Here is a 12,442-nt window from a genome sequence, read left to right on the forward strand (position 1 = left end):
CAGCTGCTCGACGTGTTCATCGGTCAGGACAGGGACTTGTAGGCGCCCCAGCCGGTCCCGATCTTCACGGGTGACGCGAACGTGCCCTTGCCCGTGCCCGACAGGCGCCACAGGTAGCCGCTGGTGTCGCGGGCGACGAGGTCGGCCCTGCCGTCGTCGGTGAGGTCGCCGACGCCCACGACCGCGTTGTAGCCGCTGCCCCAGTTGGACGCCAGTTTCACGCGGGCCGCGAACGTGCCGTTGCCCTTGCCGTCGTAGCGGTAGAGGGCGTTGGCCTTGTCCTGGGCGATCAGGTCGGGGCGGCCGTCGCCGGTGATGTCGCCGACGCCGACGACCCTATTGTAGGTGCGCCAGTCCGCCCAGAGCTTCACCGCGGTGGAGAGCTTGCCCGTGCTGAGGCCCTTGTAGAGGTACACCGCGCCCGTGGACGCCTTGCGGGCGAGGAGGTCGGGGCGGCCGTCGCCGGTCACGTCACCGGGCGAGGTGAGGACATCGAACGTCGTCCAGCCGCTGGTCGCGAGTGTGGTGTACGGCGTCGACGGCCTGAGCGCGGCGTTGCAGCCGGGCTTGTAGAGGCGCAGGGCGCCGCTGGACAGGCGGACGAGGACGTCGTTGCAGCGGTCGCCGCTGAGGTCGCCGAAGGGGACGGCGGTGATGGAGGTGGGCCAGCCGGTGCCGGCCGTCCGCTCGCCCAGCTTGCCCGTGCCCGTGCCGGAGTGGAACGTCAGCGCGCCCGTGGAGCCGAGGGTGAGCAGGTCGCCGCGGCCGTCGGGGCCGTCGGGGCTGACGAAGTCGCGGCGGACCGGCATGCCCCGCTGGAGGAAGACGCCGCCCGTGGCCACCGTGTTCACGGAGGCGCTGCCGACGCCGGTCGCCTTGAGGGCCCAGGTCAGGTGGCCGTTGGGGAAGCGGGTTCCGTCGGACGCCAGGCCGTTCCACCGCACCGCCACGCGGGCCGGGGTCGCTCCGCCGGTGATCGTGCGCGTGGCCTTGCCGTTCGCGCCGCTCTGGACGGAGGTGAAGGTCAGGGACCAGGAGGTGACCGGGCGGGACAGCAGCCACTGGCCGATCCACGGCGCCGACGTCGACGGCTGCGTGTAGCTCTCCGTCTCCGACTCGATGGCGGTCACGGCGGACGGCGTGATGCCGGTGGTGGCGACGTGCGTGCGCTCGTAACCGTCGAACCAGGCGACCAGTCCCGTGTACTCGTCGACCGTCCAGCGGTAGCGGCGGTCGGCGGCGAGGCCGGTGTCGGGCAGGCCGGAGGCGACGACGCGGGTGGCGCCGGTGGCCGCCTCGGTCAGGACGAGCTCGTCGGTGCCGTGGTCGTGGCGGACGGTGAAGCCGTCGCCGAGCAGCACGTCACCGGGGGCGACGGCCTTCGTCGTCCGGGCCTTGGTGTCGTACACGCCCGCCGAGGCCGTGCCGCAGGCCCAGTACACCCAGCGGCCGGCCGCCTGGAGCTCGCTCGGCACACAGGCCAGGCCCGGCACGGTTACCGTGGCGAGCGTCTTCATCGCGACGAGGTCGTACGACGAGATCGTGCCGAGCGTGCTCGCGCTCCAGAGCGTGGTGCCGTTCAGGGCGGCGGCACGGGCGGACCGCTGCAGCCGCTGGCCGTAGCCGAATCGGCCGACGTACTGCGTGCCGGCCGCGTCGTAGACCGCGTACTCGTCGGAGACGTCGACGATCGAGCCGCCGCGCGTGCCGAAGTCCAGCTCGTGGCCGCCGATCGCGACCAGCCGGTCGTCGTCGCCGGTGCCGCCCTCGCCGGTGCCGCCGTTGGTGTCCAGATAGACGTGGTGGCCGTCGACGTTGCCCCACAGCGCCGAGCAGGTGGTGCCGGGGTACGGGCACACGGGCTCGTACATCGAGCCGCTCGCCGTGGCGGCGGACGCCGTCAGCGTGGTCGAGCCGTTCGTGGTCAGGGTGCGCACGGACGTGGTGTCCGTGGTGGTGCTCGCCGGGTCGTCCGCGGCGACGCGCAGGCTGCCGCGGCTGAGCGCGATGCCGGTCTTGGTGTTCTCCAGGGCCGGGGGCTGGTAGACCTTCTCCAGCTTCAGCGTGCCGTCCGCGGCCTGGCTCACCCGCTGGACCCACCGGTCGGTGATCGCGCTGCCGCCGGTGACGAGCGCGGAGCCGTCACCGCTCGCGAGCGTGTACTCGCCGGCGCTGGGCAGCAGGGTCTGCTTCACGGACGGGTCGATGAGGCTGACCGCGAGAAGCCTGGTGGTGGTCGCGTTCACGTAGTGCGGCAGCAGCAGCCAGTCGCCGACCAGGACCGGTTCGCCGTCGAGGCCGTAGGACAGCTCGGGCACCGGGACCAGCTGTTCCCCGGCGGCGAGGTCGTCGCGGGACTTCAGGTGCAGGTAGCCGCTGTAGGTGTCGTACCAGCCGACGCGGTCCTCGCTCATCACGGTCTTCGGGCGGTACTGCGTGCCGCTGAACGCCACGGTGGCCGTGGCCGTCTCGACGTCGATGTGGGCGAGCCCGTAGTTGCCGTACGCCACGAGGACACCGGAGGAGTCCGCGGCGCGTACGTCCGTGCTCTGCACGCTCGTCGGTTCACCGCCGATGGGACGGGTGCGCCACGTGCCGTCGACCTCGTCCAGCAGGGAGTAGGTGGTGAGGATCGTGTCGCCCGCCAGGGCCCGGTAGTAGCCGTGGTCCGTGGCGTTCCACTCCACCTTCCTGGTGGTGCCCGTCGCCGGGTCCCACAAGGTGGCCTGGGCGTCGGACGCCGTCTTCGGCAGCGCGATCACATCGCTGTCCGAGCCGTACCAGGCGTCGCGGCAGGCCGAATCGACGTCGGCGCAGGCGGTGTCGGGCGTGTAGACGCCGTTCGCGTCCCCGACGGTGACGGTCCGGCCCGTCGCGTAGTCCGTCCACAGCAGCCCGTCCCGGCCGGCATGGCGGTGCAGGAAGCCGGTGTCGCCCACGACGTACGGACGTTCGGTGCGTGCCTGGGTGGTGCTGGGATCGGTCAGTGTGATCCCGGTGGTGTCCGCGGCGGCGGACTCCGTGGCCTCGCCGTCCTTCGGTGAAAGGACGACGAGGGACGTCGCCGCCATGGCGACCACGAGCGAGGAGACGGATACGGTCAGACCGCCCCGTCTCGGGGCGAATCTGCCCACGTGAGAACCCTCCCCAGCGAGGGCCCGCGCCCCCGCACAAGTGGCCGAATCCTACCTGGCGATCAGCGGGCCACGTACTGCGTGAGGATCGCCTGGACCTCGTAGATGTCGACGCCCTTGGTGAAGGTCTTGGTGATCGGCAGCTGGGCGCCCGACACCCAGATCTTCAGCTCTGCGTCGAGGTCGAAGGTGCCGGCCGTCTCCACCGCGAAGTGCGTGATGCTGCGGTAGGGGATGGAGTGGTACTCCGTCTTCTTGCCCGTGATGCCCTGCTTGTCGACCAGGATCAGGCGGCGGTCGGTCAGCAGGATGGTGTCGCGGATCAGCAGGTAGGCGGCGTGCACCTGCTCGCCCTGGCCCAGCAGCCGGGCGTAGTCCTGCGCCGCCTGCGCCGGGTCGATCGGGTGCGCGTTGCCGAAAAGAGCCATGAGAGGACCCCCCACTCGAACGTCGCGTGACCTTGGCCGGTCACGTGATCTTGGACCAGGTATATCCGGTGGGTGAGGGGGACGAGAAGGGCTGTTACCCGGCCGTATCGGTGCTGAGTACGCCCTGCGAAGCTTCGGCCATGGGAATTGCGCTGGAACGGCACAGCCGCAAGGGGCGGTCGGGGACACCCTGCTGCGCGGCTCGTACGAGCACGGCGAGGCGCTCGCCCGCGCGCTGGAGAGGATCGGGCCACGGGACGCGGACCGGCTGAGCCGGGTCGACCCCTACCGCGGGCCGGTGGCGGTTCGGGGCGCGGTACGGCGGGAGCGGCGGCAGCTTGGCTGTCAGACGGTGGGCCAGGAAGGCGGCCGGGCGGACCAGGGGTTGCGGCGGGAGGTCGCTGGTCAGGGCTTGGCGTACGGCGGCGGGGGTGAGGTCGCGCCCCAGCCAGGCGGCGACGCCGGGGGCGAGGTGTTCGGCGTCGGTCCCGGCCGTCGTAAAAGTCCAGGTGCGGAATGGACGGTCATAACCGGGTCGGGCTGATTGCCCCGTCTGCTCGCTGAGGGAGCCCAGTCGTCGTCGCCCGCACAACGCAGGAGCCCGGTGACGCCGTACGACGTCACCGGGCCCACTCACGGATGCCTGTCCGCTACGCGTGCTCCCCGCCGAAGCGCTCCTTGTACGCGGCCAGGTCCTCGTCCGTGAGCTTGGCGAAGAGGACCGGCGGCACGGTGAACGGGGTGCCGGCGGGCACCGAGGGGAGGGACTTCGCCTCGTCCTGCGACACCCAGGAGGCGGTGTCGTCGGTGAGGGAGAAGGCCTGGCGCATGGCCGCGGAGGTCGCCGGGATGAAGGGCTCCGACACCACCGCGTACAGGTGGATCAGGTTCATCGCCGTGCGCAGGGTCAGCGCCGCGCCGTCCTTGTCCGTCTTGATTTCCAGCCAGGGGGCCTTCTCCTCCAGGTAGGAGTTGCCGGCCGACCACAGGGCGCGCAGCGCGGCCGCGGCCTTGCGGAACTGGAGGGCCTCCATCTGCTCCTCGTACTCGGAGAGCAGCCGGGCGATCTCCTCGCCCAGACGCGCCTCCGCCTCGCCGGGCTCGCCGCCGGCCGGGACCTCCTCGCCGAACCGCTTCTTGCTGAAGGACAGCACCCGGTTCACGAAGTTGCCGAGGGTGTCGGCCAGGTCCTTGTTCACCGTGGCGGTGAAGTGCTCCCAGGTGAAGGACGAGTCGTCCGACTCCGGGGCGTTGGCGATCAGGAAGTAGCGCCAGTAGTCGGCCGGGAGGATGTCCAGCGCCTGGTCGGTGAAGACACCGCGCTTCTGCGAGGTGGAGAACTTCCCGCCGTAGTACGTCAGCCAGTTGAAGGCCTTGACGTAGTCGACCTTCTTCCACGGCTCGCGCACGCCCAGCTCGGTGGCCGGGAACATGACGGTGTGGAAGGGGACGTTGTCCTTGGCCATGAACTCGGTGTAGCGGACGGTGTCGTCCGCGTCGTACCACCAGGACTTCCAGTCGCGGTTCTCCGGGTCCTGGTCCGCCCACTCCTTCGTCGCGCCGATGTACTCGATGGGCGCGTCGAACCAGACGTAGAAGACCTTGCCCTCCGCCGCCAGCTCCGGCCAGGTGTCCGCCGGGACGGGCACACCCCAGTCCAGGTCACGGGTGATGGCGCGGTCGTGCAGGCCCTCGTTCAGCCACTTGCGGGCGATGGAGGAGGCCAGTTGCGGCCAGTCCGCCTCGTGCCGGGCGACCCACGCCTCGACCTCGTGCTGGAGCTTGGACTGGAGCAGGAAGAGGTGCTTGGTCTCGCGGACCTCCAGGTCGGTGGAGCCGGAGATCGCCGAGCGCGGGTTGATCAGGTCGGTCGGGTCCAGGACCCGGGTGCAGTTCTCGCACTGGTCACCGCGGGCCTTGTCGTAGCCGCAGTGCGGGCAGGTGCCCTCGACGTAGCGGTCCGGGAGGAAGCGGCCGTCGGTGGGGCTGTACACCTGGCGGATCGCGCGCTCCTCGATGAAGCCGTTCTCGTTGAGCTTGCGCGCGAAGTGCTGGGTGATCTCGACGTTCTGCGAGGAGGAGCTGCGGCCGAAGTAGTCGAAGGCGAGGGCGAAGCCGTCGTAGACCGCCTTCTGGGCGTCGTGCGCCTGGGCGCAGAACTCGTCGACCGGCAGGCCCTGCTCCTTGGCGGCGAGCTCGGCGGGGGTGCCGTGCTCGTCGGTGGCGCAGATGTACAGGACGTCGTGGCCGCGCTGGCGGAGGTAGCGGGAGTACACGTCGGCCGGGAGCATGGACCCCACCATGTTGCCCAGGTGCTTGATCCCGTTGATGTACGGAAGGGCGCTGGTGATGAGGTGTCGAGCCATGGCTTGGCTGCTCCCAGGTCGGTTGTTTTTCGAACCTTGAAATCGTAGCCGACATGGGTGGGCCGCCCGCTTCCCGTTTTACGGGGTGAGAGGCGGGCGGCCGGGGGTGGGGGGTGGTGCGGGTCTTTACGGCTGCTTACGGGGTGGTCACGGGCGCCACTGTGCGAGGACGCCCTCGTAGAACTCGGCGTCGGTGAGTTCCTTCGGGGTGGGGCCCGCGTGGAAGAACGACGTGTTGTCGGTCTTCAGTTTGCGGAGGTAGTCGAAGGCCTTGTTGTCGTGCTCACCGAAGGCGACGAAGGCGAAGTGGACGTGGGGGTGGGTCTTCGCGGCGTCGGTGAGGGCCTGGGTGGCGGGGGTCTTGGCGTCGGGGGCGCCGTCGGTCTGGAAGATCACCAGGGCGGGGGTGCCGGGGGTGGTCGTCCTGTCGTGGTGGGTGAGGACGTCCTCGACGGCTACGTGGTAGCTGGTACGGCCCATGCGGCCGAAGGAGGCGTGCAGGGTGTCGATCTTGTTCTCGTGGTCGGGGAGGGTGAGCTCGCCGGTGCCGTCGACCTCCGTGGAGAAGAAGGTGACGCGGACCGTGGCCTCGGGGTCGAGGTGGGCGGCGAGGGCGAGGGTCTGCTCGCCGAGGGCCTGGGCGGAGCCGTCCTTGTAGTACGGGCGCATGGAGGCGGAGCGGTCGAGGACGAGGTAGATCTTGGTGGGGGTGGGGAGGTTGTGGGCCTTGAGGGTGGTGGCGGCTGCGGTGTGGGCCGTGCGGAGGGTGGGGGGTACGGGGGTGTCGTTCCCACCGGCACCACCCGTGCGGCTTTCGTCGCCGGGAGCGGGTGGCCCCTGCGGGGCGTCCTCGCCGTCGGAGGGTGCGGCGGCCGTGGCGGGTGCGACCGGTGCGGCTGCCGTGGCGGGTTCCGGCGCCGGCTCGGCGGTCGGTTCCGTATGCGGGGCGGGTGCGGGGGCGGCTTCGGGCGCGGGGGTGAGGGCGGCGGCCGAGGCGGGTTCCGTTGCCGGGTCCGGTGCGGCCTCGGGCTCGGGGGTGGCGGACGGCTGCTCCGGCTCGGACGAGTCGACCGGGGCGGAGGCCTCGGTCTCCGGCTCCGGCCGCGGGGTGGGCTCCGTGTCCGTTTCGGCCTGCGGCTCGGTGAGCTTGCTGGTGGTCTCGGCCTCGGGCTCCGGCGTCGGCCCTGCCTCCGCTTCGGTTACCGGCGTGGCGTCTGCTGCGGCCTCGGGCTCGGTGCTGGTCTCGGCCTCGGGCTCGGTGCTGGTCTCGGCCTCGGGGGCGGGCTGCGGCTCTGCCGCGACCTCTGTGTCGGCCGCCGGGGCGGGCTGCGGGGTGGGCTCGGTGTCCGTTTCGGGCTGCGGCTCTGCCGCGACCCCTGCCTCGTTTGCCGGTGCGGGCTCTGTCGTCGGCTCGGTGTCCTGTACGGCCTCCGGCTCGGTGCCAATCCCGGACTCGGGCGTCGGCTGCGCCTCGGCTGCGGGCTCCGGTGTGGCGTCTGCTTCGGCCTGCGGGTCCGTGTCGGCCTGAGGCTCCGCCTCGGTCTCGGGCTCCGCGTCTGCCTCGGTCACCGGCGTGGCGAGAGCCTCCGCCTCCGGCTCGGCCTCGGTCTCGGTCTCCGGCTTCGTCTCAGCCTCCGGCTCGGCCTCGGTCTCCGGCTTCGTCTCAGCCTCGGCCTGGGCCTCGGTCTCCGGCTTCGTGTCAGCCTCGGCCTCGGCCTCGGCCTGAGGCTCAGTCTCTGTCTCCGAGGCCTGCGGCTGCGCCCCCCGCTCCCCGGAGGCGGGTCCAGCCGTCGGCTCTTCCTCGTGCTCGGCCGAAGGCACTGGCGTCGAGGGATTGGGGGAGATGCGGCTTTCCTCCCCCTTGGCGTCCGCGGCCGAAAGTGAAGGGCTGTCCGAGGGCGTCGTCGGCCGCGGCACCGTCACCTTGTCGAAGGCCTCCGCCACCAGCTCGTGCTCCCCGCGCGCCTCCCCCCGCTCCTCGCGCGGCTCCCCCCGCTCCTCGCGCGGCTCCCCCCGCTCCTCGCGCGGCTCCCCCCGCTCCTCGCGCGGCTCACTCCGCTCCTCGCGCGGCTCCCCCCGCTCCTCGCGCGGCTCGGGCATCTGCGGGGTGGGGTCCGAGGCGGCCGGGGCCGGGGCCGGGGTCGTCGAGGCTGGTCGGGGCTGCGTGGGGACACCCTCTGCCTCGGGCGTGCGGCCCTTCCGGGAGCGGCCGAATGCGTTCCGCAGGAGAGTGAGAATGCCCATGTGCGCAACCCTTCGCGTGAGTTGATCCCGTCAATCCCTGGCCAGGACGGACACGTAAGGTTAGCGGTCCTGAGAGGGCCGACGGCGTCCGCGTCAAGGGTCGGACCAAGCCGTGATGTGGGTAAACCTCAACTCCCCGACGGATGCCTCCGGTTCACGCGGCGTTCACTCCTTGGCTCCGCTCCCGCACAAACGTGCTCCTACCGTCCGTCACGCTGCATATAAGGGGAAGCTAGGGGAGTAAAGGTGCGCAATCTTCTGCCTATCATCAGAACGAATGACTCTCACCAGGGTGGACGATCCGCTCTGACCTGCCGTTTCCGCTGTGGTGACGCCTGCTTCCACGAGGTGCCCAACACCACGGCCAACCCGTACGTCGGCGACGTCATCGCCGGCGCCATGAGCCGCCGTGGCGTGATGCGCGCCGCCGCCGTCGTCACCGCGGCCGCCGCCGCCGGCACCGCCGTGAGCGCCGCCGCCGCCCCGCAGGCCCGGGCCGCGGTCGCCGACGGCCGGCACAAGCCGAGCGGCAAGGCCGCCCGCGGCCTGCGCTTCGCGCCCGTCGCGCCGAACACCCACGACGCCGTGACCGTCCCCGACGGGTACGACCAGAACGTCGTCATCCGCTGGGGCGAGCCCATCCTGCGCGGCGCGCCCGCCTTCGACCCGGAGAAGCAGACCGCCAAGGCCCAGGCCGGTCAGTTCGGGTACAACTGCGACTTCCTCGCGCTGCTGCCGCTGCCCGGCGAGCCGGGCCGTCAGCTCCTCGTCGCCAACCACGAGTACACCGACGAGATCCTGATGTTCCGCGGCTACGACGCCGCCAACCCGACCAAGGAGCAGGTCGAGATCGCCTGGGCCGCCCACGGCCTGTCCGCCGTCGTGGTCGAGGGCGAGCGCCGCACCGGCAAGCTCACGCCCGTGACCCGGCACCCGCTGAACCGGCGCGTCACCGCCACCACCGAGTTCCGGATCACCGGCCCCGCCGCCGGTTCCGACCTGCTGAAGACCTCCGCCGACCCGACCGGCACCAAGGCCCTCGGCACCCTCAACAACTGCGCCGGCGGCGTCACCCCGTGGGGCACCACGCTGCACGGCGAGGAGAACTTCAACCAGTACTTCGCCAACAGCAGCCGGGCCACCGACAAGCGGTACGGCATCGGCACCGGCGCCAGCGAGCGCAAGTGGGAGCGTTTCGACAAGCGCTTCGACGTCGCGCAGGAGCCGAACGAGGTGCACCGCTTCGGGTACGTCGTCGAGCTCGACCCGTACGACCCCGACTCGACGCCGCGCAAGCACACCGCGCTCGGCCGCTTCAAGCACGAGGGCGCGACCGTGCGGCTGACCGAGGACGGCCGGCCGGTCGTGTACTCCGGTGACGACGAGCGGTTCGACTACTTCTACAAGTTCGTCGGCACCAAGCGGATGAAGAAGGGGAACTCCCGCGCCGTGCGGGAGCACAACCTCTCGCTGCTCGACGAGGGCACCCTCTACGTCGCCAAGCTCACCGGCGACTCCCCGGCCATCGAGATCGACGGCACCGGCAAGCTCCCGAGCGACGGCGAGTTCGACGGCGGCGGCGAGTGGATCCCGCTGGCCACCGCGACGGCGGACGGCGCGGTCTCCCACGTCGAGGGCATGACCGCCGAAGAGGTGTTCGTCTTCACGCGCCTGGCCGGTGACAAGGTCGGCGCGACGAAGATGGACCGTCCCGAGGACGTCGAGCCCAACCCGCACACCGGCAAGGTGTACGTCGCGCTCACCAACAACTCCAACCGCGGTGTCGGTACGAACGCCAAGGCGGACGAGGCCAACCCGCGCAACGCCAACAAGCACGGGCACGTCCTGGAGCTGACCGAGCGCTGGAACCGGGCCGACAGCACGAAGTTCGCCTGGACGCTGTTCCTGGTCGCCGGTGACCCGAACGACCCGGCCACCTACTTCGCCGGGTTCCCCAAGGACGACGTCAGCCCGATCTCCTGCCCGGACAACGTGGCCTTCGACGCGTACGGCAACCTGTGGATCTCCACCGACGGCGCGCAGCTCGGCTCGCACGACGGTCTGTTCGGTGTCGCCACGCGCGGTGACCGGCGGGGTGAGCTGAAGCAGTTCCTGACGGTGCCGAAGGGCGCGGAGACCTGCGGCCCGATCGTCCAGGACCGTCGTGTCCTGGTCGCCGTGCAGCACCCGGGCGAGCTCGACGGCGCGACCGCCGAGAAGCCCCTGAGCGCCTGGCCCGACGGGCCCGGCAGGATCAACCGTCCGGCCGTCGTCGCCGTGTGGCGCGAGGACGGCTGCGACATCGGCGTCTGAGCGACAGGTCAGGAGTGCGGTGACGCGATCGCTCGCGCCGCCGCCACCTCCTGGCGCAGCGGCTCCAGGACGCTGCCCGCCGGACCCGTCAGGTCGGTGCGGACGGGAGTGAGGGTCTCCGCCTCGCGCAGGCCCTCGGAGAGCTCTCTGAGCTGCAGGGTGACCTGATCGATCTCCGCCTTCGACGGCGGCACGGCTCCGTGTTTCACGCGGACCCGTGCCGCCGTCGTCGCGTCCACGATGCGTTCCACGGCCACGACCAGCGGCCACCATGCGGCGGCGCGGCGGCCGGTGGGCGGGGGTTCGGTGAGCGCGCGCTGGAACTCCGTGCGGATCCCGGACAGGTCCCGGTACAGCCGGCGGCGCATCCGGGCGCGGGCCGAGGGGTCGGCCGTGGCGGCGAAGGCCGTCTCGACGTAGCGGGCGGTGTCCGCGACCGCGTCGGCGAGGCGGGCGCCGACGCGGGTGTACCAGCTCTCCGGCCACAGCAGGTAGCCGGCGGTCAGGGCGATCGCGCAGCCCATGAGCGAGTCGACCAGCCGGGGCAGCAGGAGGCCGGTGCCCTGCTGGTTGAGGATGTCGGACAGCAGCAGGATGACCGGGGTGATCGCCGCGGTCTGGTAGCCGTACCCGCGGGGGGTGAGCGTCGGGATCAGCGGGGCGAGCAGCAGCAGGACCGGTACGTCCCACCAGCCGCGCGGCACCTGAGAGAGCACCGCCGCCGCGACGACCAGCCCGGCGACCGTGCCGAGCGCGCGCAGCAGGGCGCGCGAGAACACCGAGCCGAAGTCGGGTTTGAGGACGAAGGTGATGGTCAGCGCGACCCAGTAGGAGCGCGGGACGGGGATCAGGGACACCAGGCACTGGGCGATGCCGATGCACAGGGCGAGGCGCAGTCCGTAGCGCCAGGAGTTGGCCGACAGGACGACGTTGCGGGCGGCGCGGGCGGTGCGCACGCTCAGCGCGGCGGGGCCGCCGAGGCGGTCGTCGATGCCGCGCGGGTCGACGTCCGGCGCGGTGACGACGGCGGCGGCGTGCCGCAGGGCGTGGTCCACCGCGCGGCCGGTCTCGGTGGTGGGGGTGGGCAGGCGGAGCGTGAGCGGCTCGGTGCGGTCGCTGTCGACCGCGTCGGCGATGGCGCGGACGGCCGCCGGGACCTCGGCGGGCAGCGGTCTGCCGCTGAGGCGGACGGCGGGGGCGGCCTCCAGCATCGGTGTGACGGCGTTCAACTGTGCGATCATCCGGGTCAGTTCCGGACTGCGGCCGTGGTGGCGGGAGCGGTGGGACAGGACGAGGTCGTAGGCGTTGTTCAGGGCGTCGGTGACGGCGTGCCGGGAGTCGTCGTAGGCCACCTCCGACTCGCCCGAGCAGGCGGCGAGCAGGTCGGCGACGGCCCGGTAGGTGTTCGCGACGGCGGTCCGCTCGGGCACCCCGGCGCGCAGCGGCCAGGCCAGCAGGGCGAGGACGAGGACCAGCAGTCCGCCGCCGCCGGTCAGCAGCGCCGGCGTCCACCACGCGCCCGGCAGGGGCAGTCCCGCCCCGACGACGGAGTTGAGCAGCAGGAGCAGCCCCGACACGGAGGCGACCGCGCCGATCGTGGAGATCATCCCGGAGACCAGGGCGACGCCGGTGACGACGGCGACGGCGACCCAGCCGTGCCCGTACACCAGGGTGCCGAGGGTGACGCCGACGGCGCCGAAGAACTGCGGCACGGCGATGTTCAGCACCCGCAGCCGGTACGCGGCGGCCGTGTCGCTGATGACGCCGTTCAGGGCGCCCATGGCGGCGAGGGCGCCGTAGGCGGGCATGTCGAAGGCCAGTCCGAGGGCCAGCGGCAGTGTCAGCGCGACGGCCGCCCGCGCGGCGGCGGCCCGGTTGACCGGCGCCTGCTGCGCCCGGAGGTTCCTGACCAGCCAGTCGGGCGGGGTGAGGCTGACGGGGAACTCACGGGCCATGG

The 12,442-nt window shown here is 71.8% G+C and carries 6 protein-coding genes and 1 pseudogene; 1 reads left to right on the top strand and 6 read right to left on the bottom strand.

All coding sequences use genetic code 11. The features are described from left to right. Window positions 1-23 precede the first annotated feature (23 nt). From IPT68_RS19045 to IPT68_RS19060, 5 genes and pseudogenes are all read right to left on the bottom strand, one after another. The gene (locus IPT68_RS19045) at window positions 24-3,134 is read right to left on the bottom strand and encodes an FG-GAP repeat domain-containing protein (RefSeq protein ID WP_189695882.1); all 3,111 of its coding nucleotides are present in this window, start codon (window positions 3,132-3,134) and stop codon (window positions 24-26) included. Between the two features lie 62 nt (window positions 3,135-3,196). Next, window positions 3,197-3,562, bottom strand: a complete 366-nt coding sequence (locus IPT68_RS19050) for a PH domain-containing protein (protein ID WP_189695881.1) — start codon at window positions 3,560-3,562, stop codon at window positions 3,197-3,199. 94 nt (window positions 3,563-3,656) lie between these two features. Next, window positions 3,657-4,049: pseudogene (locus IPT68_RS35030) on the bottom strand (hypothetical protein); the annotation flags it as partial. Window positions 4,050-4,212: 163 nt separating this feature from the next. After that, window positions 4,213-5,928: a methionine--tRNA ligase gene (gene metG, locus IPT68_RS19055; protein ID WP_189695880.1), complete on the bottom strand. Its 1,716-nt coding sequence runs from the start codon at window positions 5,926-5,928 to the stop codon at window positions 4,213-4,215. Between the two features lie 147 nt (window positions 5,929-6,075). Then, window positions 6,076-8,172, bottom strand: a complete 2,097-nt coding sequence (locus IPT68_RS19060) for a VWA domain-containing protein (RefSeq protein ID WP_189695879.1) — start codon at window positions 8,170-8,172, stop codon at window positions 6,076-6,078. Between the two features lie 246 nt (window positions 8,173-8,418). On the opposite strand from IPT68_RS19060, the gene IPT68_RS19065 reads away from it, so the two are divergent. Next, window positions 8,419-10,485: a PhoX family protein gene (locus IPT68_RS19065; RefSeq protein ID WP_189695878.1), complete on the top strand. Its 2,067-nt coding sequence runs from the start codon at window positions 8,419-8,421 to the stop codon at window positions 10,483-10,485. Window positions 10,486-10,493: 8 nt separating this feature from the next. Here IPT68_RS19065 and IPT68_RS19070 read toward each other — a convergent pair whose 3' ends face one another. Further along, window positions 10,494-12,440 carry an FUSC family protein gene (locus IPT68_RS19070; protein WP_189695877.1) on the bottom strand — a complete coding sequence of 649 codons (1,947 nt, stop codon included), beginning with the start codon at window positions 12,438-12,440 and terminating at the stop codon, window positions 10,494-10,496. Window positions 12,441-12,442: the final 2 nt, after the last annotated feature.

The sequence above is a fragment of the Streptomyces chromofuscus genome, from assembly GCF_015160875.1.
Taxonomy (GTDB): Bacteria; Actinomycetota; Actinomycetes; order Streptomycetales; family Streptomycetaceae; genus Streptomyces; species Streptomyces chromofuscus.

Excerpts from the sequence above, each read along its gene's own strand:
- IPT68_RS19050 (WP_189695881.1), bottom strand. The coding sequence starts at position 3,562 with ATGGCTCTTTTCGGCAACGCGCACCCGATCGACCCGGCGCAGGCGGCG.
- metG (WP_189695880.1), bottom strand. The coding sequence starts at position 5,928 with ATGGCTCGACACCTCATCACCAGCGCCCTTCCGTACATCAACGGGATC.
- IPT68_RS19060 (WP_189695879.1), bottom strand. The coding sequence starts at position 8,172 with ATGGGCATTCTCACTCTCCTGCGGAACGCATTCGGCCGCTCCCGGAAG.
- IPT68_RS19070 (WP_189695877.1), bottom strand. The coding sequence starts at position 12,440 with ATGGCCCGTGAGTTCCCCGTCAGCCTCACCCCGCCCGACTGGCTGGTC.